Annotated in this window: 21 protein-coding genes; 9 read left to right on the top strand and 12 right to left on the bottom strand. The window is 61.9% G+C overall.

Annotation, left to right across the window (positions count from 1 at the left end):
- Nucleotides 1–195: 195 nt before the first annotated feature.
- Entirely contained in the window at nt 196–1,116 is a 921-nt protein-coding gene (locus QKB66_RS09595; RefSeq protein ID WP_311517705.1) for a ribokinase, read from the top strand.
- Here the strand turns inward: QKB66_RS09595 and QKB66_RS09590 are convergent.
- Nucleotides 1,113–2,336: an amidohydrolase gene (locus QKB66_RS09590; protein WP_248092343.1), complete on the bottom strand. Its 1,224-nt coding sequence runs from the start codon at nt 2,334–2,336 to the stop codon at nt 1,113–1,115. The genes QKB66_RS09595 and QKB66_RS09590 overlap by 4 nt on opposite strands.
- A 231-nt stretch (nt 2,337–2,567) precedes the next feature.
- Between QKB66_RS09590 and QKB66_RS09585 the strand changes: the two genes are divergently transcribed.
- From QKB66_RS09585 to QKB66_RS09570, 4 genes are read left to right on the top strand one after another with little or no spacing between them, the layout of a single operon-like run.
- On the top strand, nt 2,568–3,329 hold the full coding sequence (locus QKB66_RS09585; RefSeq protein WP_248092344.1) for a LamB/YcsF family protein: 762 nt from the start codon (nt 2,568–2,570) through the stop codon (nt 3,327–3,329).
- Nucleotides 3,329–4,882: a 5-oxoprolinase/urea amidolyase family protein gene (locus tag QKB66_RS09580; protein WP_062041948.1), complete on the top strand. Its 1,554-nt coding sequence runs from the start codon at nt 3,329–3,331 to the stop codon at nt 4,880–4,882. Before QKB66_RS09585 ends, QKB66_RS09580 begins: the two co-directional genes overlap by 1 nt.
- A gap of 9 nt (nt 4,883–4,891) precedes the next feature.
- Entirely contained in the window at nt 4,892–6,652 is a 1,761-nt protein-coding gene (locus QKB66_RS09575) for an acetyl/propionyl/methylcrotonyl-CoA carboxylase subunit alpha (protein ID WP_061920870.1), read from the top strand.
- Nucleotides 6,653–6,709: 57 nt separating this feature from the next.
- Nucleotides 6,710–7,324 carry a GntR family transcriptional regulator gene (locus tag QKB66_RS09570; RefSeq protein ID WP_248092347.1) on the top strand — a complete coding sequence of 205 codons (615 nt, stop codon included), beginning with the start codon at nt 6,710–6,712 and terminating at the stop codon, nt 7,322–7,324.
- Between the two features lie 217 nt (nt 7,325–7,541).
- On the opposite strand, the gene QKB66_RS09565 is transcribed toward QKB66_RS09570, so the two are convergent.
- Nucleotides 7,542–8,336 carry a putative hydro-lyase gene (locus QKB66_RS09565; RefSeq protein ID WP_414253188.1) on the bottom strand — a complete coding sequence of 265 codons (795 nt, stop codon included), beginning with the start codon at nt 8,334–8,336 and terminating at the stop codon, nt 7,542–7,544.
- Between the two features lie 12 nt (nt 8,337–8,348).
- Entirely contained in the window at nt 8,349–9,512 is a 1,164-nt protein-coding gene (locus QKB66_RS09560) for an NRAMP family divalent metal transporter (RefSeq protein ID WP_414253234.1), read from the bottom strand.
- A gap of 297 nt (nt 9,513–9,809) precedes the next feature.
- Here QKB66_RS09560 and QKB66_RS09555 point away from each other — a divergent pair, with 297 nt between their 5' ends.
- Entirely contained in the window at nt 9,810–10,973 is a 1,164-nt protein-coding gene (locus QKB66_RS09555; RefSeq protein ID WP_414253187.1) for an acetyl-CoA C-acyltransferase, read from the top strand.
- On the top strand, nt 10,974–13,157 hold the full coding sequence (locus QKB66_RS09550; protein ID WP_282440057.1) for a 3-hydroxyacyl-CoA dehydrogenase/enoyl-CoA hydratase family protein: 2,184 nt from the start codon (nt 10,974–10,976) through the stop codon (nt 13,155–13,157). It abuts the gene before it with no gap.
- Between the two features lie 86 nt (nt 13,158–13,243).
- Here QKB66_RS09550 and QKB66_RS09545 read toward each other — a convergent pair whose 3' ends face one another.
- Nucleotides 13,244–14,194 carry a DUF559 domain-containing protein gene (locus QKB66_RS09545; RefSeq protein ID WP_248092349.1) on the bottom strand — a complete coding sequence of 317 codons (951 nt, stop codon included), beginning with the start codon at nt 14,192–14,194 and terminating at the stop codon, nt 13,244–13,246.
- A gap of 382 nt (nt 14,195–14,576) precedes the next feature.
- A complete protein-coding gene (locus tag QKB66_RS09540) occupies nt 14,577–15,752 on the bottom strand; it encodes an acyl-CoA dehydrogenase family protein (RefSeq protein WP_414253186.1) in 1,176 nt (391 codons plus the stop codon).
- Between the two features lie 94 nt (nt 15,753–15,846).
- Here QKB66_RS09540 and QKB66_RS09535 point away from each other — a divergent pair, with 94 nt between their 5' ends.
- On the top strand, nt 15,847–16,404 hold the full coding sequence (locus QKB66_RS09535; protein ID WP_248092354.1) for a TetR/AcrR family transcriptional regulator: 558 nt from the start codon (nt 15,847–15,849) through the stop codon (nt 16,402–16,404).
- Nucleotides 16,405–16,407: 3 nt separating this feature from the next.
- On the opposite strand, the gene QKB66_RS09530 is transcribed toward QKB66_RS09535, so the two are convergent.
- Nucleotides 16,408–17,469, bottom strand: a complete 1,062-nt coding sequence (locus tag QKB66_RS09530) for a hypothetical protein (protein ID WP_248092356.1) — start codon at nt 17,467–17,469, stop codon at nt 16,408–16,410.
- Entirely contained in the window at nt 17,462–17,971 is a 510-nt protein-coding gene (locus QKB66_RS09525; RefSeq protein ID WP_311517718.1) for a sigma-70 family RNA polymerase sigma factor, read from the bottom strand. The genes QKB66_RS09530 and QKB66_RS09525 overlap by 8 nt, the downstream gene beginning before the upstream one ends.
- 203 nt (nt 17,972–18,174) lie before the next feature.
- On the opposite strand from QKB66_RS09525, the gene QKB66_RS09520 reads away from it, so the two are divergent.
- Nucleotides 18,175–19,215, top strand: coding sequence for a ribonuclease HI (locus QKB66_RS09520; protein WP_248092362.1), 1,041 nt, complete (start codon nt 18,175–18,177; stop codon nt 19,213–19,215).
- A gap of 573 nt (nt 19,216–19,788) precedes the next feature.
- Here QKB66_RS09520 and QKB66_RS09515 read toward each other — a convergent pair.
- The 5 genes from QKB66_RS09515 to QKB66_RS09495 form a co-directional block, all read right to left on the bottom strand.
- A complete protein-coding gene (locus tag QKB66_RS09515) occupies nt 19,789–20,181 on the bottom strand; it encodes a hypothetical protein (RefSeq protein ID WP_248092364.1) in 393 nt (130 codons plus the stop codon).
- 102 nt (nt 20,182–20,283) lie between these two features.
- A complete protein-coding gene (gene galK, locus QKB66_RS09510) occupies nt 20,284–21,522 on the bottom strand; it encodes a galactokinase (RefSeq protein ID WP_414253185.1) in 1,239 nt (412 codons plus the stop codon).
- On the bottom strand, nt 21,515–22,606 hold the full coding sequence (galT, locus tag QKB66_RS09505; protein WP_248092369.1) for a galactose-1-phosphate uridylyltransferase: 1,092 nt from the start codon (nt 22,604–22,606) through the stop codon (nt 21,515–21,517). The genes galK and galT overlap by 8 nt, the downstream gene beginning before the upstream one ends.
- Nucleotides 22,606–22,887: a hypothetical protein gene (locus QKB66_RS09500; protein ID WP_248092370.1), complete on the bottom strand. Its 282-nt coding sequence runs from the start codon at nt 22,885–22,887 to the stop codon at nt 22,606–22,608. The genes galT and QKB66_RS09500 overlap by 1 nt, the downstream gene beginning before the upstream one ends.
- Nucleotides 22,888–22,900: 13 nt before the next feature.
- Nucleotides 22,901–24,556, bottom strand: coding sequence for a sodium:solute symporter family protein (locus QKB66_RS09495; protein WP_248092371.1), 1,656 nt, complete (start codon nt 24,554–24,556; stop codon nt 22,901–22,903).
- Nucleotides 24,557–24,564 lie beyond the last annotated feature (8 nt).

Here is a 24,564-nt window from a genome sequence, read left to right as displayed (position 1 = left end):
GGGAGCGGCTTTCCCAGTTTTGCGCACGTCCGTTAGCGTCATGCCAGCACAATTTGCCAAACAAGGCGCCAAAACTCCCCGAAATCACCCCACTATTTGGCAAATTGTGCCCTTGCGCCACCCCAAGCCTAGACGCGGACTCTTAGAGTGGACCACACAAGGGACCACACAAGGCACAAACACAAAGGAAACATCATGACTGCAAAACAGCCGCGCTGCGTGGTCGTCGGCTCCATCAACGCCGACTTGATGATTAACGTGGAGCGCCACCCCACCCCGGGCGAGACACTGATAGGCGGTGGCGGCGACATCCTCGCCGGCGGCAAGGGCGCAAACCAAGCGGTAGCTGCGGCACGCCAAGGCGCCAGCGTCTCATTCGTGGGTGCAGTCGGCGATGACGCCTACGCAGGCCCAGCCATGAAACTGCTAGAAGCATCGGGCATCGATCTCAGCCACGTCGAACACCTCAATTCCACTACCACGGGCCTTGCGGTAATCGAGGTCGCAGCCGACGGCGAGAACACCATCGTCGTGGTCCCCGGCGCGAATGCGCGGGTGGACGCTAAGTTCGTTCAACAGCACGCGCGGGCAATGGACAAGGCAGACCTGGTGCTACTACAGGGCGAGATTCCCGCCGCAGGATTCCAGAAGGCGGTCGAACTCGCACGCGCGGTAGGCGCCCGCGTGGTGGTGAACCTAGCGCCGGTGGTAGACGTCGATAAGCAGGCGCTCCTACAGGCAGACCCACTCGTGGTTAACGAACACGAGGCGGGGTTGGTGCTCAAGCAACTGGGTGCGCAGACGCCGAGCGATGAACCGGAGGTACTCGTAGAATGCTTGCGCGCCGAAGGCTTTGCCGCGGTGGTGTTAACGCTTGGACCGCGCGGGGCCATCGTGGCCGATGCCGAGGGCACCACGCCAATTCCCACCCCACAGATCAAAGCGGTGGACACAACGGGCGCCGGCGACGCGTTCACAGGCGCGCTCGTGGCGAAGCTCCTACAAGGGGCCACGCTTACCGACGCCGCCCATCACGCCGCCCGCGTCGGTGCCTTCGCCGCGCTGGGCCGCGGCGCCCAGCCTTCCTACCCGGATCTAAAAGCGCAGCTTCCTTAAACCGTCAGCCAAGGGCAAAGCGCAGCAACCGTGGCCTCCGCACCTGCTTCCAGGGTGGGGTGCAGCTCAGGGACGAACTGCGGAGAGTGATTGCCCGGTGCATTCTCCGGAGTTGGGAAGCCGCCGACAACCCAGAAGCAATACGGTGTGCCAAAGGCATTCGGGATATCCGGGAAATCCTCAGAGGCCGATAAAGGCGCGAAGGTCTCCGTGCGCTCCTCCCCCAACAAGGTCTGCATAGACTCGGTGACCTTGGCAGTTACATCGCGGTCATTGTCCAGCACTGGGAAGCGATCGGAGTATTCGAAGGAAGGCTCCGGCGCGCCCGCCGCGGCGGCCTGATTGTTCACGATGCGCTCGATCGAGGCATGAATGTGGTCTTCGACTTCCTGCGAGTAACAGCGGGTATTGAGCTCGAACACAACTTCATCCGGAATCACGTTGGACTTCGTGCCGCCGTGAATCGTGCCCACGGAAACCACCGCGCGCTCGCTGGCCGGTAGCTCACGGGAGACAATTGTCTGCAGCTGCATGATGATTGAGGAGGAAAGCACGATTGGGTCGACGCCCTTCTCCGGCATGGAGCCATGCGAGCCGACGCCGCGCACAGTTACCTTCACAGTGGAAGCCTGGGAGAAGCTAATGCCCTCGTTGGTCGCAACATGCCCCAGCGGCAGCGCGCCCATGACGTGCTGGCCCAGCATGACATCGGGGACCGGAATCTTGCCCGTGATTCCCGCCGCAACCATGTCCTTGCCGCCCTCGGCAATCTCCTCGGCAGGCTGGAAGACTGCCTCGAAAGTGCCGGACCACTGCTCGCGGTTTTCTGCCAGGAATGCGATGGTGGTCAGCAGCCACGTGGTGTGCATGTCGTGGCCGCACATGTGCCCGACCGGAACTTCCGCGCCCGTCTTAGCGGAGATCTGCGTTGCAGTGGAAGCATAGTCCACGCCGGAGTCTTCCTTGACCGGCAAGCCGTCAAAATCGGCCCGCATCGCCACGGTTTGGCCATCGCCGTTGCGCAGGATTCCGACGACGCCGGCTCCGACGTCGACTACCTCGACGTCGCCAAGCGTCTCCAGCTCTTTGATAATCCGTGCCTTGGTTTCGGCCTCCTGCAGCGAGAGCTCTGGGTGCTGGTGGAACCACTTATAAAGCTCCTCACGCTGCGCCTTGGTCTTTTCCAGATACGTTTCCAAAGATTCATACAGCTGCGTCATAGATCCCACCTTATGTCCGCCCGGTCACCGCTTGCAGAGAACGCACTCTTGACGCCGCATACCCCGCCAGCCCCACCACCGTCATCATCGGGGGGTAGTCACGCACATCGATACAGCGTGACTACCCCCGCTCTTACTCAAAAATGGCGTCCTACTTCACAAAGTGGCGTGACGCACGATACACTGTCCGCCTATAGATTGTTGAACAATTTTAAAAGGGGATTTGAGTGTATGAGCCAGCTCTTTATTGATCTCAATGCCGACCTCGGCGAGACCACCGCAGGCAATCCAGTCGCAGACGACGCAACGATGCTCAAGCTGGTCTCCTCTGCCAACGTCGCCACCGGCTTCCACGCGGGTGACCCACACTCCATCGCCGGCACCGTCCGCGCAGCTAAAGAGGCAGGCGTCGTCGTTGGTGCACACGTGGGTTACAACGACCCAGCCGCGTTCGGCCGTCGCTTCATCGACTACAACCCGGCTGAGTTGGCAGACGAAGTCACCTATCAAATCGGCGCGCTTGAGGCGCTGGCCCGCGCACACGGCACTCGCGTGAGCTACGTCAAGCCGCACGGCGCGATGTACAACGCCATCGTTCACCACGAGGCCCAGGCCAAGGCAGTCATCGACGGTATCAAGGCCTTTGGAGATATTCCGGTCATGCTTCTACCGGGCGGCGTGGCAGTCGACGTCGCCGAGGCACGCGGCCTGACTGTAATCCGCGAGGCCTTCGCCGACCGCAACTACAACCCCGACGGCACCCTGGTCTCGCGCACGCAGGACAATGCTGTGCTGCACTCGGCAGACGACGTCGTAAAGCGCGTGCTCGAGGTGGCAGAAACCGGCGCCATCACCGCCATCGACGGCAGCGTCCTTAGCGTAGATGCGCAGTCCGTTTGCACCCACGGCGACTCCCCGGGCGCCGTGGAGATGCTACGCGGCGTGGTAGCCGAGCTGGATGCCCGTGGCATTGAGATCCGGAGCTTTATCTAATGCACATTCACCCCGTAGGAACCCGCGCGTTGCTCGTGGAGTTGGATGATCTTTCCCAGGTCATGACCTGGCACGAGGCACTTACTGCACAGCCGCTGAAAGACCAAGTCGATGCGATTGCCGCAGCGACTACCCTATTGCTCACCTTTAATACCCCAAACTCGGCGCATGCCGCCGCCGAGCTCTTGGAGGATTTCCGCCCTTCCGCACGCTCCGTGGAGGAGCCACGCTTGGTGGAGATCGACGTGCTTTACGACGGCGCGGATCTGGACGAAGCTGCCGACCTACTCGGTATGTCTCGCGAGGGGCTTATCGACTGGCATACCTCAACCGAGTGGCTTGCTGCCTTCGGCGGCTTTGCCCCAGGCTTTACGTATTGCACCCCGGCAGATGCCTCCCGCGGCGTCGACATCCCGCGTCGCTCTACCCCGCGTACCGCGGTGCCGAATGGTGCGGTAGGCATCGCCGGTAACTTCTCCGCGGTCTACCCGCGCGTCTCCCCCGGCGGCTGGCAGCTGCTAGGCACCACCTCGACCCCGATGTGGGAATCGGATGCGCAGCCGCCGGCGCTGGTGCAGCCCGGCGACCGCGTGCGCTACCGTGCCGTCAGCTCCCTGCCAGACATCGTGTCCACCACCCCGTTTGGCCGCCGTACCCCGGCGCGCCTGCCACGCATGGAAGTCATCGACCCAGGCCTTGTCACCCTCTTCCAGGACCAAGGCCGCCCGGGTCGTGGCAACTTAGGCGTTACCCCTTCGGGCGCGGCTGACCAGGCAGCAGCAGCCACCGCCAACGTAGCGGTGGGCAACCCGCGCGGTGCGACAGTGCTGGAAAACATCGGCGGCATTCGCCTGCGTGCCCTCACCGATACCGTCATTTGCGTCACCGGCGCCCAGGCCCGCGTGGTCCTCGAGGAGATGCCGGTGCACCTCGCGCGCCCCGTGCTAGTTACCGCGGGTTCCACCGTGCGCGTCGAGCCCGCCACCTACGGCATGCGCTCGTACATCGCCATCCGCGGCGGCATCGTTGCCGATAGCGAGTTGAGCTCCGCGTCCACCGACGTGCTCTCCGGGCTGGGCCCGGCGCCGGTGCGCCTAGGCGACATCATCGGTGTGTTGCCGCGTTCTACCGCCATGACCGACGCGCAGCTAACGAACCCGCTGCGCGTGACCGAAGGGTCCCGTGGCCAGACCGAGGGCGTGCTGCGCTGTGTGCTGGGCCCGCGTGATGACTGGTTCACCAAGGAATCCCTCGAGAAATTCTTAAATACCGAATGGGAAGTTACTCCACAGTCCAACCGCGTCGGCCTGCGTCTTAGGGCCAGCGACGATGCGACCTTGTCACGTGCGCGCTCCGGCGAGCTTCCGAGTGAAGGAATGGTCGCCGGCTCTGTCCAGGTTCCGCCATCGGGTGAGCCGGTAGTCTTCCTGCGTGACCACGCCGTCACCGGCGGCTACCCCGTTATTGCCACCGTCCTCGAAGAAGACATTGATATCGCCGCACAGCTTCCACCGGGAGCCACGGTCCGCTTCGAACTCGCTACAACTATTTAAAGGTTAATCATGATTTCTGCAGTCCTTATTGCAAACCGCGGCGAAATCGCCGTCCGCATCGCTCGCGCCGCCCGCGATCTGGGCATTCGCTCCATCGCCATCTACTCCGAGGCAGACGCAGGCGCCCTACATACCCGCGTGGCCGACGAGGCCTACGCCCTGCCCGGCAACACCGCGGCCGATACCTATATGAACGTCCCGGCATTGCTAGACATTGCGGTTCGCGCCGGCGCCGATGCCATCCACCCGGGCTATGGCTTCCTTTCTGAAAACGCTGACTTTGCCCGCGCCGTCGCCAGTGCGGGCCTGACCTGGATTGGCCCAACTCCAGAATCCATCGAGCTGCTTGGTGACAAGATTGCGGCCCGCCGCGTGGCCGAGGAGGTCGGCGCTCCTCTGGCTCCTGGTACCTCCGACCCCATCGACGACTGGCAGGAGGCCCGCGCCTTCGCTGAAAAGCACGGTCTGCCGATTGCCATCAAGGCTGCATATGGTGGCGGTGGACGCGGCCTGAAGGTCGTGGAAAACCTGGAAGACATTGAGGCGGCCTTCAACTCTGCAGGCCGCGAGGCTAAGGAAGCCTTCGGCCGCGCAGAGTGCTACGTGGAAAAGTTCCTGACTCACCCACGCCACGTCGAGGCGCAAATCCTCGCCGATACCCACGGCAACGTCGCCGTGCTCGGCACCCGCGATTGCTCCACGCAGCGCCGCTTCCAAAAGCTCATCGAGGAAGCCCCTGCCCCAGCGCTTAGCGACGAACAGCGCAAGGGCATCCACGAAGGCGCACGCGCCATCTGCGCCAAGGTGGGTTACACCGGCGCTGGAACCGTGGAGTACATCGTTTCTGAGGACGGCACCATCTCCTTCCTCGAGGTCAACACCCGTGTGCAGGTTGAGCACCCAGTCACTGAGGTGGTCACCGGCGTCGACATCATTGCCGAGCAGTTCCGCATCGCAGCGGGTGAGCCACTTTCTATCTCGACTGATCCGGAATCCACCGGCCACGCTTTCGAATTCCGCATCAACGCCGAGGACATCCTGAACGGCTTTGCGCCATGCCCTGGCACCATCGTGCGCTTTGAGCCGCCGACGGGCCCTGGCATCCGCGTTGACGCCGGCGTGCGCTCCGGCTCCATCGTGCCGCCATACTACGACTCACTGATTGCCAAGCTGCTGGTGTGGGGCCCAACTCGTGAGATCGCCCTGGCTCGTGCAAAGCACGCGCTCGAGGAGTTCGATATCGAAGGCGTGCGCACCGTCCTGCCTTTCCACCGCGACATGGTCTCCTCCCAGGTCTTGGCCGATCACGGCGATGCTGAGGCACAAGCCGGTATCTACACCGACTGGTTGGACCACAACTACCGCCCTTCTGCAGAGGCTACGAGCCACATCGCGCCGGTGGAAGCCATCTATGCCAAGCGCACCCAGGTGGCCATCGAAATCGACGGCAAGCTGGTTAGCGTTGGTCTGCCAGAGCGTCTGCTTTCCGGTGTGGCTGCCGGCGCTGCACCATCTGGCGCGGCAGGCAACGCAGAATCTGCCGGTGAGGGCGACAGCACGGAGGGTGCTGTCACCGCGCCTTACGACGCCAACCTCGTGGCCTGGAACGTTGCCGACGGCGACACCGTCGAAGAAGGCGATGACATCGCCACCATCGAGGCTATGAAGATGGAATCTGTTGTAAAGGCTCCACGCGGCGGCACCATCAAGCTGTTGGCCAAGGAAGGCGACCGCTTGGATCCGTCGAAGGTTATCGCGACTATCGACTAGTGGCCGTGACCTTCTTTTTCGAGCGGCCTCCGCGCCCAATGAGTTAAGCTGTCTGGCATGCTTTCTCAGTCCGTGGCGTCGAAAATTCGCGATGGCATCTCGGCCGGCGAGTTCATGCCTGGCCAACAGCTCAGCGAGGTGAAAGCCGCTGAGCGCTTCTCTTGTTCCCGCAATACTCTCCGCGAGGCCTTCACCGAGCTCGCTGCGCAGCGCCTCGTGGAGCGCATCCCTAACCGAGGCGTCTTCATTGCGACGCCGGATGCCGATTACGTGCGTGACCTGTTCATCGCACGTGCCGCTATCGAGCCCTCCGGTGTGCTGTGGGGCGAATTCGCCGACCCAGCAGCGTTGATTGAGCTTGTCACTTCTGCTCGCGCCGCGCAGGAACGCGGTGAGGACCAAGAAGTATCCAACATCAACCAGCGTTTTCACCGCACACTGGTGGCGTCGCTTAATTCCCCGACGCTTAACGAGCAGATGAACAACCTGCTCGCACGGATGCGGCTGAGCTTCTTGCTCGTCATCCCGCGTTACCCCACCTTGCATGCTGAGCACATTGAGGGAAACATTCGCTTGTCCCAGCTCGTTGCCGAAGGAAAACGCGAAGAAGCTGCCGCGCTCTTGCACGACAGCTTGCTGCGCACCTGCGAGAAGATGCTCGCGGTCATCTAGCTTGGGGTGGCTTGGCGGGGCGGCTTCCCTGCCCCCCATTGCGGTTTGGTCCCATAGGTTGGGTCCCTTTGTGGGGTAAAGGGACCAGTAAGCCGAGTTTTCCGGCACCGGCCACTCGTAAAGTAACCCAACCAATGAAACCCAAGCAATGGAACCAAACCGCGCGGCCGGTCGTAGCAGTTGCGGAGGAAGCCGCAAGCGCAGCCGCAGACCGGGCTTAAGGCACTTGATAGTCCACGTCACGCGCGTCGGTGACGAGCATCTTGCCGGGCTGGTGGGTAATCGCCAAGCGCGGCTTCGAGTTCATCACTACTGCTTGTGGTGTCACGCCGCATGCCCAGAACACCGGGATGTGACCCTCTGGGATGTCCACGGCGTCGCCGAAGTCAGGCCGCGAAAGATCCTCAATGCCAATAGCCTCAGGGTTACCCACATGCACCGGCGCTCCGTGCACCGACGGGTAGCGCGAGGTAATGCGCACGGCGTCGGCAACCTGAGATGCGGGAATCGGCCGCATGGAGACCACCAGCGGTCCGCTGAAAATGCCTGCCGGCACAGTCGCGATGTTCGTGCGGTACATTGCGACGTTGCGCCTTTGCTCGATATGGGCCAGCGTGATGCCATTTTCCTGCAGCGCCGACTCAAAAGTGAACGAGCAGCCGATGAGGAACGCAACCATGTCCTCAGTCCAGAACTCGGTGGCGTCTTCCACGGAATCGGTCAGCTCACCGTCGCGGAAGATGCGGTAGCCCGGAATGTCAGTGCGGATGTCGCCACCGGCGAGCAGTTCCGAGCTGTATTGGCCCGCCTCTAATACGCCCACAATCGGGCACGCCTTCGGATTACGTTGGGCAAACAGCAGGAAGTCGAATGCGTATTCCTGCGGCACGGCGAGCAGGTTCGCCTGCATGAAGCCATCAGCGAAACCTGCGGTGGTCACCATCTGATTCTGCCGTGCATGCGCCCGTACGTTAGCAGGCTGCATCGAGGAAGAGCGCGCTGTGTAAGACATCGACTATGGCCCCTAAGCCCAGAGCTTCATGATTCCGGAGAAAGAGTTAAAACCGATGTAGAACTCTAGGAGCAGGGCCAAGGTTCCCAGCACCAGCAACCAGGTGGGGTACTTGGAATCGCCGAGGAGGTCGCGGCGTCGGTAAGCAACCCACATCACCATCGCAAACGCGATAGGCAAGATGATGCCGTTGAATGCGCCGGCGAAAATCAGCAGCTTCTGCGGAGCGGAGTTTAGAAGCAGGAAAAGCAAGGTGCAGACCGCAATGAAACCAACGGTCAGGAAGTTGCGGGTACGCGGGGCGACCTTCTGTGTGGTCACGAAGGAGATCGAGGTATAGGACGCACCGATGACCGAGGACAGGCCTGCCGCAAAGAGCACCACGCCGAAGGCACGCAGGCCGAACTCGCCGGCGGCCTGACGGAACGCATCTGCCGCGGTGTTGTCCTCAGACAGTGCTACGCCAGTACTGACGACGCCGAGGACCGCCAGGAAGAGCAGCACACGCATGATGCCGGTGATGATGACGCCCATTACGGAGGTAGTGGTGATGTTCTTGATGTGCTCACTACCAGACATTCCACTGTCGATGAGGCGGTGTGCACCGGCGAAGGTGATGTAGCCGCCGACTGTGCCGCCGATCAGCGTGGTGATGACGAAGAAGTCAATCTCTTCTGGCATCACAGTGTTCTTGAGCGCTTCTCCTACTGGTGGCTGCGACACAATGGCAACGTAGAGCATGAGCAGAATCATGATGGCGCCGAGGGCAGCCACCAAGCGGTCAAGCGCGATGCCGGCGCGCTTGGACAGGAAGATGAAGACGGCAATCGCCGCTGCGATGACGCCGCCGATTCGGGCATCGATGCCAAGCATCGCGTTAAGGCCAAGACCCGTGCCGGCGATGTTGCCGATGTTGAAGACGATGCCGCCCAAGAAGACGAGCACCGCAAGGAACCAGCCGAGGCCTGGCAGAACGGTGTTGCCCAGTTCGTTTGCACGCATGCCGGAGACGCACAAGACACGCCACACGTTGAGCTGAATCGCGATATCCACGACGATGCTCAACAAAATGGCGAAGGCGAAGGCCGCGCCCATCTGGACGGTAAAGACGGAGGTCTGGGTCAAAAAGCCTGGACCAATGGAGGAAGTGGCCATGAGGAACATGGCGCCGGCCATGGCACCAATACCCTTGGGCGGGTTTTTGACGGCTGCAGCTGTTTCAGCACTCACTAGGCTGTCCTTTCGTGACGCGGGTCGCATCGTTATGTGATGTGCATCATCTTAAGGTGTTGTTGAACAATTTGGAAAGAAAAACGGTCATTCACTCTAAATCTGCAGTTCACAGCCTTATGGGCAGGTACCCCCTCTACCCCAGCCCACCAACTTTATTTCCAATACACCATTGCACATTCCAGAATTGTGACCTAGGATTCATCTTTAACTAATAGTGATTCGTATTCTTAGGGGCTACACATGACCAAGAATGTCTACATCGCCAGCGCGGCACGCTTGCCCATCGGTAAATTCGGTGGCAGTCTCTCTCGTCTATCACTGACGGAACTCGGCACGCTCGCTTCTCGCGAAGCGATTGACCGTTCGGGAATTCCGGCCGCAGACATCGATACGGCAGTGGCTTCCAACGTCCTGCCGGTAGTTCCAAGCGATCTCTACATCGGCCGCAAGGTAGCCCTCGGCGTCGGAATGCCGGACTCCTCAACCGCGCTCGGAGTCAACCGTTTGTGCGGCTCAGGTGTCCAGGCAATTATCTCCGCGGCCCAGCTTCTGCAATCTGGTGACGGCACCACCGCCCTAGTCGCCGGCGTCGAGTCCATGAGCCAGGCACCTTATTCCGTCGACGGAATGCGCAGCGGCAAGAAGATGGGTGACGGCAAGCTCTACGACTGGCTCACCGGCGCGCTGTCCTGTCCTTTCGGGACAGGCCACATGGGTGTAACGGCTGAAAACATCGCCAGCGATTACGCCATCAGCCGCGAGCGCCAGGACAAGTTCGCAGCGGAATCACAGCGCCGCGCCGCGGCGGCGCAAGCAGAAAACATCCAAGCCGAAGAACTGGTCCCCGTAGGCGACCTTGACTTTGATGAACACGTGAGGGAAACGAGCGTCGACAAGCTGGCGCGTCTCAAGCCTGCCTTTGCCAAGGACGGAACCGTAACTGCGGGCAATGCCTCCGGCATCAACGACGGCGCGGCCGCAGTGGTGCTCACGGGCCAAGAGGAGTTGGCGGCGCGTTCACTAAAGCCTCTGGCGAAGATCGTCAGCTGGTCCATCGCAGGCGTCGACCCCACCCGCATGGGCTTAGGCCCCATCGCTGCAGTGCCAAAAGCCCTGAAAAAGGCCGGTCTGAAGCTGGACGATATCGACCTCATCGAGTCCAACGAAGCCTTTGCTGCCCAGGCCATCGCGGTGCAAGACGAGCTTGGTTTCGACCCGGCTAAGACGAACATCTACGGCGGCGCCGTCGCCCACGGCCATCCGGTTGGCGCCACCGGCGTCATACTTGTCACCCGCTTGGCTTATGCACTGCGCCGGCTGAACAAGCGTTATGGCCTGGTCACCATGTGTATCGGCGGCGGGCAAGGCATCACGCTGATCATAGAGAACGAAGGAGCGAAGTAAATGTCAATCACCAAGGTTGCCGTCATCGGCGCGGGTTCCATGGGCTCGGGCATCGCGGCGCTGTGTGCGTCGGCGGGCCTCGACGTCGTCCTGCTCGATCAAAACGTCGAGTCCGCGCAGAAAGGCGTCGATATACAGTTGAAGCGCCGCGGCTTTTATCTCCCCCAAGACGCCGAACGCGTGCGCGCTTCCGCCGACTATGCGTTGTTAGAAGACCGCGATTGGATCATCGAGGCCATCTTCGAGGACCTGGGAGCCAAGCACTCCTTGTACCAAGCCATCGAGCCGCATCTGAAGCCTTCAGCGATTCTCAGCTCGAATACTTCCACCCTCCCGCTCGCTCGCCTCAAGGACGGCGTTCCGGTCGCACGCCAGGAGCGCTTCGCCATCACCCACTTTTTCAATCCGCCCAAGGTCATGCGCTTGGTCGAGCTCATCGCTTCCGGTGAGACCGAGGCCACGCTGCGCTCGACTATCGAACAAACCCTGGGCAAGATTGCGCTCGAGTGCCGCGATACCCCGGGCTTTATTGCCAACCGCGTGGGTTGCTACTGGATGGCAGCCGGCGTTGCCCGCGCACGCGAGTTCGGCGTGAGCTACGAGCTTGCCGACGCCTCCTTCGGCCGCGCCTTCGGCATCCCCCGCACCGGCATCTTCGGGCTACTCGACTACATCGGTTTGCAGTTGGTGGGGCCCATCTGGAACTCATTAGAAACCGCGCTGCCTGCCGACGACCCGATGTTGAAGGTTCCGCTCGGCGAGGATGCTTTCATCGCGGGTCTGGTCGAGCGCGGTTTGACCGGGCGCACTGGCGAAGGCGGCTTCTACCGCGGGCGCGACGAGGTCATCAACTCCGACTATGAGTACGTGGCACGCACCCAACCGGACGACCCAGTCATAGGGCTCAAGGATCCGCGCGAGGTCATGGACACAGATTCGCCGGGCGGCCGCTTTGCCCGCGCGGTTTTCCTCGATACGCTGCGCTATTGCTGCGAGGTAGCACCGGAAATCGCCGCGCACGTCGGGCTTATCGACGACGGCCTCACCCTCGGCTTCGGCTGGAAGAAGGGCATCTTCGCGCTTGCCGACGCCATCGGCATCGAGTGGGTTGCCTCCGCCTACGGTGAAGACGTGCCGGCGTTGGTAGATGCGGCAGCCAAGGCCAGTGGATTCTTTGCTGACGGTCAGGTGCTTAGCGCTGACGGCAAGCTGCGGCCACTGCCTGCCCGCGAGGGTGTCGAGAGTCTGCGTTCGCTGGCGCTCGAGACCGTAGTGTCGTTGCCCGCCGGCGCGGTGCATGCTTTAGAAACCGAAGCGGGACGAATCGGCATCGTGGACTTCCATACCCCGATGAACTCCTTGCCGACCACCGCTCTTGAGGTCATTCGTGCTGCAGTCTCTGCGGTAGACGAACACGGCTTGCAGGCGCTAGTCGTGGGCAACGATTCGCCGGTGTTCTGCGCGGGCGCGGACTTGGCTTCGATTGCCGCGGCGGGCGAGTCCGGCTCTGCTGAACGCGTCAAAGAGCTCATTGCGGACGGCTCAAACACGCTGCGCCAGCTGAAGTTCGCGCCGGTTCCCGTGGTCGCGGCGGTGCGCGGTGTTGCCCTAGGCGGCGGCTTAGAGCTAGCCCTTTCCTGCGATCGAATCGTGGCGCACGCAGATAGCCAGCTGGCTTTCCCAGAGCTCAACGTGGGTCTCTATCCGGGCTGGTCGGGCACGATTTCCGCACTGGAGCGTCTCCGCACAGCTGGCGTGGCCGACTACCACCAGAAAGCCTTCGACTTCATCACCTCGACCAAGCCCTTCCCCAACGCTTTCATGGCCAAGGAACAGGGCTTCCTCGCGGCAGACGACGTCGTATTGATGTCCCCTGACCACGTCCTGGCGCGTGCCATCGCGGAGACGGAGTCGCTCATTGAGGGCTACGCCCCACCTGCCGATGACGCGATTGACCTTTACTCCGGCCCTGCCCTCGACCGCGAGTGGCCCCTGGAGAATGCCACTGAAAACGACCACGTCATCGCAGCAAAGTTGGCGCAGATGTACACCGGTGAGGGCTCGCTGAGCTTTAACGAGTTCGCCGACCGTGAGGTGGAGTTCGATGTGCCGCTGGTGTTACTGCCCGCGAACGTCGAGCGCGCCAAGCACATGGCGGCGACGCGTAAGCCGCTGCACAACTAGCCCGCGGACCTGTCCCCCACCATTTCTTTCGGATTGGTCCCATAGGTTGGGTCCCTTTACGGGGTAAAGGGACCACCTAGCGGGTTTTAGCCGGCCTTCTTACTCGTAAAGGGACCAGTAGACTGGGACCATCCTCGCTGTTGGGCAGCTTCCAGCGCCTGGCGCACCTCCCGCACTACACGGGCTCTCTCCGTGAGCAGTTCCCGTGGGCTGTATCGCAGCACGATGAAGCCACGGTTCTGAATCAGCTTCTCGCGTCGTCGCTCCTCCACGATTGTTTGCTCGGCACTCTTGCCAAACGACGAGCCGTCGTACTTGACGGCACCGTCGATCTCGATCACGACGGCGTCGTCAATGCATGTGTCTGCGCGGAAGTTCGGCGGAATGAAGTACTGCGCAACCACCTTCTCTCCCAGCTTTTCCGCGATAGCGATGCCTCGAAAGTAGGACTCGAAAGGCGATTCCGAGTGCGCGATGGCATGCTCAATCGCCTTTCGCGCCTGCGGGGCACCGTGCACGCGACCCATGGCGGTCAGCGTGCGGCGCAGCTCCTCCTTCGTGGTGAGTTCCTTCGCGAGCGCCGAATCCATGGCAACGAGTCCCTCTTCGAAGGAATGGTGCCTTGCAATGTCGATGCACGCTCGTGCCACAGTTGTACAACGGGTGCCGAGCTGCTTGGAAACCATGTTGTCTGGCAGGTGCGTCTTGCGGTAATCGTAATCGGCTGGAATCTTCGTCTTGACTGGCAGCGATTTGGACTGCCTGGCCATTTCAATCTTTTCGTCGAAAGGCGGGAGGACCCAAAGGCCCCATAGCCTGGCTGCTGACTTTCCTATCATGATGGCTTTGTGCACGCTTTTGCCCGCGGCAATCACTTTGAGACGCTGGCGTTCGTAAGTGGGTAATTGCTCGAAGTAATCCCGCGGGGTTGCGACCCAGGGCGCTATTCGCAGAAGCTCGCCATTGGCTATTTGCTCCCACACGTGGTGATCGTTGGACAGTGGACGTAAGTGAATGAGTCGTTGTGTTTGAGTCATACAACAATGTTCGCCAAGCGCGTGCGCCCGTGTCTAGAGTCAATTTTTTACCTGTGGATAACTCTGCATTTGTGCAGATAGAAGCAGTGTTCCCTAGGGGGAGTTGGCGCTTTCGAGGCCGTCTGCCGGCTGGTGCCTCAGCGGCTGGCCTCTTACTGGCGAATGGGCGGTTTCAGCTGCCGCGATTTGGTCCTCCTCTAGCGGTCCCGTTGGTTGGGTAGTTTTACGAGAACCGACTCCCGCGCAATGGCTCCTAAGGGTTTCTTTACCCCCTAAAGAAACCCAACCAATGGGACCAAACCCGGTAAGGGGTGGAGCGAGCGTCAAGCGAGGTGCGAGAGCGCTAGGCGGCACGCATGCCAAGCGGGGCGCGGGCAGGCTGCTACTTGTAGGCCGAGAAACCCGTAATGACCTTGCCCATGATGAGGCTCTGCACGGTGTCGGTTCCCTCATAGGTGTGCATGGCCTCGATGTCGGCAAAGTGGCGCGCGATGTCGTTTTCTAGCAGGATGCCCACGCCGCCGAGCATGTCGCGGGCGTCGGAAGCAATGCGTCGCGCAGCACGGGTGTTGTGCAGCTTCGCCGCGGAAGCCTGCGGCGGGGTGAGCGTGCCGGCCTCTTCGCGAGCGGCAACCTCGCGGCAGGTCAGCATCATCTGGTTGAGGTCCAGCACCATGTTGGCCAAGCGCTGCTGGATAATCTGCGCTTTTGCCAGCTCACGGCCGAACTGGACGCGCTCCATGACGTAGTTGCGCGCGGTTTCATAGCAAGCCACGGCCGAGCCCAACGCCATCCACGAGACGCCGATGCGCGTTGCAGTCAGTACGCGGGAGACATCCTTAAACGTTTGGCAGCCGGGCAACCGGTTGGAGGCAGGAATGCGGCAATCCCTCAAGACGATGTGCGCCTGGTGGATAGCGCGCAGTGACAGCTTGCCAGTAATCACCGTGGCCGAGTAGCCCGGCGCGTCCTGCGGAACGATGAAGCCACCCACGTTTCCGTCCTCCATACGGGCGTAAATCACGGTCACGCCACCGGAAGCACCGTTGCCGATCCAGTTCTTTTCGCCGTTAAGAACCCAGGAATCGCCGTCGCGGACCGCGGTGGTCTCCAGCGCAATGGAGTCAGAACCGTGCAGCGGTTCTGTCAGACCAAACGCGCCGAGCAGCGAGCACGACGCCATCGCCGGCAGGTAGCGGGAGCGCTGTTCCTCCGAGCCAAGCATCGCGATGGAGCGCATAGCCAGGCCGGCCTGCACGGCAACGACAGTGCCCATCGAGGCGTCGGCACGCGTGACCTCCATGAGCGCCAAACCCGCGCCGAGTGAGGTCATGGACTCGTGGCCAGGAACGTCAAGGCCGTCCGTCATGAGGTCGAGCTCGCCTAAGCGGCGCACGAGTTCGAGGGGGTATTCGCTTTTCTCCCAATGCCCATTGATAACCGGAAGGCAATCTTCACGAAACGAGCGAGCACGTGCCCAGACCTCGGCATCTTGGGCGCTGATACCGTCGAACGCGCCGAGAAAGTCAGTTGTAGAATCAAAGAGATTATTGGACATTACGGGCCTCCGGTACGAATCACTATTAGTCTGCTATTGTGATACACACCTCACCGCCTGTCAAGAGAACGTACCCAGCGAAAGGCACACCACCATGGCTAACCAGAAGCGCCGCGGCCAAATCGCCACCGCCGCCCTCGACCTCTTTGACCAGCGCGGCTACCACGGCACCGGCATGGAAGACATCGCAAAGGCAGTGGGCATGCGGGCATCGAGCCTCTACAACCACTACAAGTCCAAGCAAGAGCTGCTCGCCGAGGTCACCGTCTCCGCCATGGAGGAACTCCTACGTGCCAACGCCGCGGCGCTCGCCGGGGTCACGGGTTCCGAGGAAAAGATCCTCGCCACGATGCGCGCACACGTCATCTTCCACGCCACCCACGCCAAGCGCGTCCGCGTGGTCAACAACGAGCTCAACAACCTCGAAGAACCCCACAAGTCCGTGGTCCTGCAGCTGCGCCGCGACTATGTGGCGCGTTGGATGAACGTCGTCGACGAGGGCAGCTTCCAAGCCGAGAACCTCAAGATTGCCTGCTGGGCGCTCATCGACATGGGCATCGGCGTGGCCACGTGGTTTAGCCCCGATGGCCCGTACACCGCCGAGGAGCTCGGTGACATGTACGGGCAGTTCGCGCTCCGCCAACTGACCTAGCCGCTACGCACAGCCAATCTCCTCAACCTCTTCGTGGTCCGGGTAGATGACACGTATGCGCGAGTACACCTTGGCGTTATAACCACAGGCTTCCCGCTTGTCGACGACCACCCGCACCGGCGTCTGCTTAAACTTGCCCTCCGCGCAGAAAGGGTCGCAGTCGTTTTCCACGGCCGTACCCTCAGCCGTGGCCTCATCGGCGCCCCAGGTGGACCACTTGAGGTCATTGACCAGGTAGTTGTTATCACCGCAGGCCAGAGAAATGCTGTCGGGGCCTTCCAGGCCGGTGACGGACACGCAGCCCAAGATGGCCGTGGCCTCCACGGTGGTGGTCACGTTGGGGCCGACCAGACCGACCACGCGGACCAGCTGACCGGTTGCCGGAAGGATGGAGAAGCTGACGTGGTCAGCGTCGCGAATGACGCTGATGAGGCCGTCCTCCCCCACGCCGTCGTCGGAGCCCTGCGAGGTCGAAGCCAGGTCGTTGCCGTCGGTGGCGGCCAGGATGTCGTAGACAATCTTCTGCTGCTCGCTGCTCAAACCCGGCTGCAGCAGCAGCTGCAGCGCGCCGAGGGCGCGGTTGGGGAAACGATCCGCAAGAGCTTCCAGCCCAGCGCGGTCGGTGGCCGCCATGAGGTCTTCTGCGGGGATGACCGGCTGCGGGTCGAACCCCGGCAGCTCGCCTTGGGAAGAGATGTTCACAGTGCCGTCGACGCCCACCGAGTACTCGGTCGTGGCAGTAGACGAGCCATCGGTGTCCACGCGCTTGAGGTACTCCTTTGAGGTCACGCCCTTGTCCGCGGCGTCGGGCTGCGCGGCGGCAGCCGCGCCCGCGTGCGTGAGCACCTCCGCCACGGCGACCGGCTCGCTGCGGTTCACAAACGGGATGACCCCGCCGACCAGAGCTAGGACACCGATGCCCGCGGCCACGGCCTTCCACGGCGGGCGTGACCCCGAATCGACGATGCCGCTGAGGACCGCCTCGGAGCGGGTAAGGGCGGCGTCGTCAAGCGCAGCGTCTGGCACCGGATTTGCGGCGCGTAATTGGAAAAGCGGATCAGTCATCGTGGCCTCCGGTGAGCTCGGAAAGGTGGGTGCGGGCGCGGTGCAGGCGCACGCGGACGTTGTTAGGGGTGATGCCGAGGACCTCGGCGATCTCGGCCTGCGTGAGCTCCTCCCAGGCGAAGAGAGTGAGGATCTCGCGCTCGACATAAGGAAGCTGCAGCAGGGCGCGGTTGATGTCGAGGGACAAGTCAACGGCAGCAGATTCATCGGGAAGGGCGCCGTCGAAGTCGTCGAGGTTTTCGAACTCGCGGCGCGAGCGATAGAACTCGCGCATCACGTTGCGTGCGATGCCGTAGAGCCATGGCAGCGGGTTCTCCCCTGTCAGGGTGTCGAAGTTGGCCCAGGCGCGCTCGAAGACGTCGGCAGCCAGCTCCTCAGCGTACTCCTGCGGCACGCGACGCCTTAAGAACGCCAAGACGGCAGGATAATGCGCGCGAAAATGCCGGGAGAACTCCCGCCTTCGCGCGCCGGGCAAGGTTAAGACGGACAAATAAAACTCCACGAGCCTGCTGGAACATACTTCACATAGAGTATGTTGCAGCAGGCTCGGAATTATTACAGACTAGTGCGCGACTTTTTCTTTAACCGGAATCAGCACTGTCTTGGCCAGGGAGGCGGCCATGCCCGCGGCGTCGACGCCCACCGCTAGCGCCGGGTTGAGCCCGAGCAGCTTGGTGTCGGGCGCAGATGGTTTACTAGTAGACGATGGAACCGCTCGAACTCAGCGCGCTCACCGGCACGCAGTCCCGTACGTATGGCACTCGGAAGATCACCGACTCTATGGTGAACGCACCGGTCCATGTGGCGATCGCACTGTGGGACGAACGCTGGGACTCCGCGCCGGGCGGCACTGTTGATGGCTGGGTCATCGCAGTAAACACCAGGCAGACTCGCTTCATACGCAAGGGCCAGACCAAGAGCGGCGACGTGGTGGAGATTGCCATCCGCGAGTTCGAGAAGGCCACGAAGAACCTGAACGGCCGAGTCTGGATTGTCACGGGGCGCCGGCAAAATGCGCTGCGGTCGGCGCTGGAACGGCGCGGTTATACGGTGACGGGCAGCTTTGCGGAGGAAAATAGGGCGTCGAAAAGCGCGAGCTCTGTGCGCCGCAAGGAAGCGGGCCTGACCGCGCGTAAGGCCAAGAAGTTGGGCGAGGCACCACGGAAGAAAGAGTCCACGCAGGTAGAGACCCCGAAGGCACATTGGTGGCCAAACTTCTCGCAGGCGTCATCATGGCCGGAGGGCGCCACGGTGCGCATTGCTACCGACGCCTCCTCCGACACCGTGTTCAAGGGCTCCATGTGCTTCGTGGCGGGCAATGGCGACTACCGGCTGCGCACCCGCGAGACTAAGGCGGGTACTGACGAGCTCGAGCTGGAATCGCTGACCTTGGCGCTGAAGTACCTGCTCAAGGTGGGTGCAAAGAAGGCGATTATTGAAAGCGACTCGGTCGCGGCGCTCGAAGCAGTGGAGCAGTTGCGCAATAAGCAGTCGAAGGCGGTGCGCTCGCGGCGGACGTGGCGCGGCGTGACGTCAGGTGCGCGGTCGCGTTTCCAGCAGGCCTGGAAAGACGTCGAGGGCGAATGCGAGGTGGAAATCCGCCGCGTGCTTGGCCATGCGGGCGATCCGCTCAACCGCGCGGCGGACCAGATTGCGTACATGGGGCTGCGTGCGATTGCGCATCCGATGAAGCAGTCACGGGCCACGCTGCAGGAGGGCATCACCAAGGCGCTGGCCAAGCTTTAGGCTTAGCCGCGAAAAGATGATCAGGCAGGCAAACGCCACCGCCCACACCCACAGCCAACGGCGTTTGTGCAGTTTATCGCGATAGATGACGGACATTATCAGGTACCACGCCGAGGAGATGATAAAGAAAAGACTGGTTCCTAGAGCCGTGCCAAAATCAGTAAATCCGATTAAAAGGAGAAACGCTGACAGGCCAGCTTTCCACCAAGAAAATGGGTAAAACTTGCCATCTGCCTCTGCTGGCTCTGGCTCGTTAGCTTCGGTTTGAGCTGGTACGGCTTCGCTTGGCTCATCTACTGGCGCTGGTTGGAAAGACTGCGTTTGCGGGGCGGTTTTCGACGCTTTCGTGTTGGTCCCCCTCTACGGGTTTCCCTCTAATGGTCCCTTTACGAGTAGCGTTGGCGACGAATACGGCCCATTGGGTTTCATTACCCCCTAAAGAAACCCAACCAATGGGAGCCAACCAATGAGACCAGTCTGGGACGTGTGGAAACCCCAGGCGGAGAGGGCCAGAGCGGAGGCCAGGCCGCGCGGGGCTGCAGAGGCCAGGCGGAGGCCAGGCCGCGCGGGGCGCTAGTGGCCGCCGTTTCCGCCGGACGCGAAGGTGAAGGTATCGGTCTCACCGGAATCGCAGGTCACGGTGTAGGTGTGGTATCCGTCGGCAGGACCGGGGCCGATGTTGTCCGGCGCGGTTACATAGCCCACCAGTTGGCCGAGGTCAGCTGCCGGCGACAGCACCGTCGTCGCACCCCACGACGTGGTCAGGTTCGCGCGAGTGCCCGGGCAGTTTGCCGCAATAAGCAGCTCCTGGCCCGGCTTGAGCTGACCGTCAACAGTACTGGTCAGCTGGGTGCCAGCGGTGGTCTTCGCATCCTTGCTGAACGGGTTGTAGCCGGTAGCAACTGCAGCGCCACCACCAGCCAAAATAGCGCAAGCGGCGGTAGCAGCAACGAGGGTCTTTTTCATGATGACTCCTTAACTAGGAAGTTGATGTTCACCTAGTTAGTTGCACTACCGCCGCGTTTATTACAGGCGACCAGAAAGTTTTTCTAGCCGCCAGTAGGGGGCTTAGCCGGCGATTCGGCGCGCGCCGTCGCCAGGGCTGGCCACAAGGAAGGTCGGCGCCGGGAAGCCGCGCTCAGCCGCGACAGCAGCGATTGCCTCCGCCGTCGACTCCACATCGGAACGCTTGACCAGCGCAATCACCGCGCCACCGAAACCGCCCCCAGTCATACGCGCACCCACCTCGCCGGCCGCTACGAACGCGCAGTCCAGCTCTGGCGTGGTGACCTCGTACTGGTCGCGCAGCGAGATGTGGCTATCGCGCATGAGCTCCCGGAAACGGTCAAGGTTGCCGGCCTCCAAGTCGGAGGCAGCTTCCAAGGTACGGGCAGTCTCCTCCACGACGTGGGCGACGCGGCGCTTAACGACGCCCTCATCCTCCCCCGCTTCCCTTGCCCACCGGGTGGCGGCCGCAACGGCATCGGGAATATCGCGGATGGTTCCGCCGCGGGCCCCAGAGCCCGCCAATGCAGACTGAACCGCATCGATGACGCCGCGGCGGGAAGCGTACTGGCCGTCGTTCAAAGAGTGAGGGGCGTTGGTGTCCGCAATCAGCAGCACCATGTCGCGCTCAGCAATGTTGAACGGCACGCGGCGCACCTCACCCGTGGAGAAGTCCAAGACGAGCGCTTTGCCCTTCTCCCCGAAGAGGCTCGCGTTCTGGTCCAAGCCACCCGTCGAGGCGCCCACGACTTCGTTCTCCGCGCGCATGCAGGCGAGAACCAGGCGGGTGCGGGCGGCGTCGTCAGGCGCGTGGCCTGTCGAAAGCTCGTAGGCCGCCACCGCCACCGAACACTCCAACGCCGCGGAGCTGGAGAGACCGGAGCCTACCGGAACGTCGGAGACAATCGCGATGTCGAGGCCCTCGCAGGAGGCTATGACGCCGTCCTCGAGGCTCGCCCACACGGAGCCGGCGACGTAGCCCGCCCAGGCATCCGGGGTACCGTTGGCCCAACCCGGGCCAACCACATCCAGAAAAACGTCCACGCGGTAGACCTTGCCGCCGAACTCGGAGGCAATCCGCAGTTGGCCGTCCTCGCGCGGAGCCACGGCCACGGCCGTATTCTGCTCCAGCGCGAAAGGAATCGAGGCGCCGCCGGCATAATCGACGTGCTCGCCGATGAGGTTTACTCGGCCCGGCGCGGCCCAAACCCCGGCAGGCTCCGCGGAGAAGTTGGAGCGGAAGAGTGCGGTCGCGGCGTCGGCTAGCGCGGCGTCGGAGCGAGTGGAAATCCAGTTAAGCATCCCACACCTCCTTGAAACGGGCGGCGATGCGCTCCGGGGTCGTGTCATTGATCCACACTGCCTGCGCTGACTCCGAGCCGGCGAGGTACTTCATGCGGTTCGGCGAGCGCATCAGCGAAAACAGCTGCAGGTGCATGCGCACGTCCCCGCGCAGCGTAGGGTCGGTCGGCGCGAGGTTCCAACCAGCTATGTACGGGGTCTTCTCCACGCCGTCGAAGAAACGGTCCACAGCGGTATACAGCTTCTTGAGCAGGGCGGCGAGGTCGTCGCGCTGCGCGCTGGAAAGCTCGGTGAAATCAGCCGCGTACTCGTTCGGCATGACCATGGCCTCCAGCGGCCACTTCGCGGCAGCCGGGACGAATGCGGTGAAGTGCTCGGTCTCGGCAATGATGCGCGTTCCCGCCTCGCGTTCCTTGTCCAAGATGTCCTGGAAAAGATCGCCCTCGTAGGCCTGGGAGCTGGCCACGATAGCCTGCATGCGCGGCGAGAGGAACGGGTAGGAATAGATCTGACCGTGTGGGTGCTGCAGGGTCACGCCGATTTCGGCGCCGCGGTTTTCAAAAGGGAAAACCTGGGCCACCTCAGGCAGCGCAGACAGCGCAGAGGTGCGGTGTGCCCACGCCTCGATCACGGTGCGGATGCGGCTGACCGGGAGATCCTTGAAGCTCAGCTCCGGGTCAGAAGTAAAGCAGACCACCTCGCAGCGCGCCTTGGCAGGCTTGCGCGGGACCAGGCCCATCTCGTCCACGTCTTCCTCGTAATCCTCCATGCCCATGGCAAAGGACGGGAAGCGGTTTTCGAAGACAACGACGTCATAAGAAGGCGAGGGAATCTCCGTAGGCAGCTGGCCCGGCAGCGTTGGGGCGAGCGGGTTCTCGTTGGCTGGCGGCATGAACGTGCGGTTCATGCGGTGAGCGGCAAAAGCCACCCAATCACCAGTGAGCGGATCGCGGCGCATCTCTGAGGCCGGCGTGACCTGCGGCAGATCGCGGCTGTCTTCTAAGACGCGATCGGTGTGTGGGGTGTCGTCAAAGTAGATGATTTCGCGGCCATCGGCAAGCGTGGCCTTGGTGATCTCTACCATTACTTGGCCTCCGCCAGCTTCGACTCGTCGATCTTGGAAGGGTCAACGATGATGGGGCGCAGCTTGGCCCACAGCATGAAACCTGCTGCTACGACTGCCATGGCGACGCCCGCCCAGAGGTTGTCGGAAGATTCCTTCGCCATACCGGTTTCCGGGTTTACGCCTGGGTCGAGGGCAAAGGAACAGATGATAAGCACGATGCCGTAGAGGCCAAGCAGGGCACCGATGACGTTGCGGAGATCGAAAGCGCCTGCATGCTGAGGAGAAGTCTTTTGTGTCATGATGGTTGCTCCTTTAGGCAAAGATGACGTTCAGGCCGATTGCAATGACCAAGCAGATGACGCCGAGCGGAACGGTCTGCTTGTACCACGGAAGGTTCTTCTCGGTGTAATCCTCGAAGTGGTCCTTCGGCGTAACGGAAGAAACAAAGCCCACGAGCTCCTCGTCCGGCTTCGGTTGAGTAAACATGGTGACGATGACGGAGACGATGATGTCTACCGTAAATGCCACGCCGGCGGCCACGAATGCGGTGCCCTGGCCCGGCAGGTTGAAGATGGATGCGGTGGCGTCGGTGAAGGTAGCTACGTACCAGAATGCAATCGCGGAAGCGGTGCCTGCCACGAGGCCGGACCAACCTGCGTGCGGGGTCATGCGCTTCCAGAACATACCCAGGATGAACGTTGCGAACAGCGGAGCGTTGAAGAAGCCGAACAGCGTCTGCAGGTAGTCCATGACGTTGCCGAAGTTCTGGGCCAAAAGAGCGGTAAAGACGGCCACGCCGGTGGCGACGACGGTCGCGATGCGGCCGAACTTCAGGTAGTAGCCATCCTCGCGGTCCTTAACCACGTAGGTCTGCCAGATGTCATAAGAGATAACTGTATTGAACGCGGAGATGTTGGCGGCCATGCCGGCCATGAAGGAAGCGAGCAGGCCCGCAATTGCGACGCCCAAAAGGCCGTTCGGGAGCAGGTCGCGCATCAGCAGCAGGATGGCGTCGTTTGGCTTGGCGGTCTCTTCCATCAAGTCAGCGACGGAGACGGAGGCAATCATGCCCGGGATAACCACGAGGAAGGGCACGAACATCTTCGGGAAAGCACCAATGATTGGCGTCTTGCGCGCTGCGGAGATCGACTCCGATGCCATGGCGCGCTGGACCTCGACAAAGTTGGTGGTCCAGTAACCGAAGGAAAGGACGAAGCCTAGGCCCAGGACGATGCCGATGACGGACCAGACCGGATTCTCGAAGCCAGATATGTCAGTGCCCGGCCAGGTGTGGAAGTGGGAATCGTTCGCCACGGAATCCTTCAGCCCCTGCCAGCCGCCGACGCGGTTCAGGCCGATAATCGTCAGCGGTGCAAGCGCAGCGATGATGACGAAGAACTGCAGGACCTCATTGTAGATGGCAGCGGACAAGCCGCCCAGGGTGATGTAGGACAGGACGATGATGCCGGCAACAACGAGCGCGACCCACATAGGCCAGCCCAGCAGAGCCTCGACGATGGTGGCCAGCAGGTACAGGTTCACGCCTGCGATAAGCAGCTGGGCTACGGCGAAAGAAATGGCATTGACCAGGTGCGCCGCGCTACCGAAGCGCTTGCGCATGAACTCTGGCACGGAACGCACCTTGGAGCCGTAGTAGAACGGCATCATCACGATGCCCAGGAACACCATGGCCGGGATAGCGCCGATCCAGAAATAGTGCATGGTCTGGAAGCCATACTCCACGCCGTTCGCGGACATACCGATGATCTCCACCGCGCCCAAGTTCGCCGAGACGAATGCCAGGCCGGTCACCCATGCGGGCAGTCCGCGGCCGGAGAGGAAGAAGTCGATGGAGGAGGAAACGCGGGCTTTGGCAGCCCAGCCGATTCCCAGGACGAAGAGGAAGTACAAGGCAACGAGCAGGTAGTCCACCCAGGTTGCGTCGAGTCTCAATACTGAAGGTTCCATGTGGAGAG

It is taken from the genome of Corynebacterium sp. c25Ua_89 (assembly GCF_047459735.1).
In the GTDB taxonomy this organism is placed as follows: Bacteria; Actinomycetota; Actinomycetes; order Mycobacteriales; family Mycobacteriaceae; genus Corynebacterium; species Corynebacterium simulans.
Note: the sequence above shows the minus strand (reverse complement) of the source record. Positions and strands in the feature narration are given on the sequence as shown.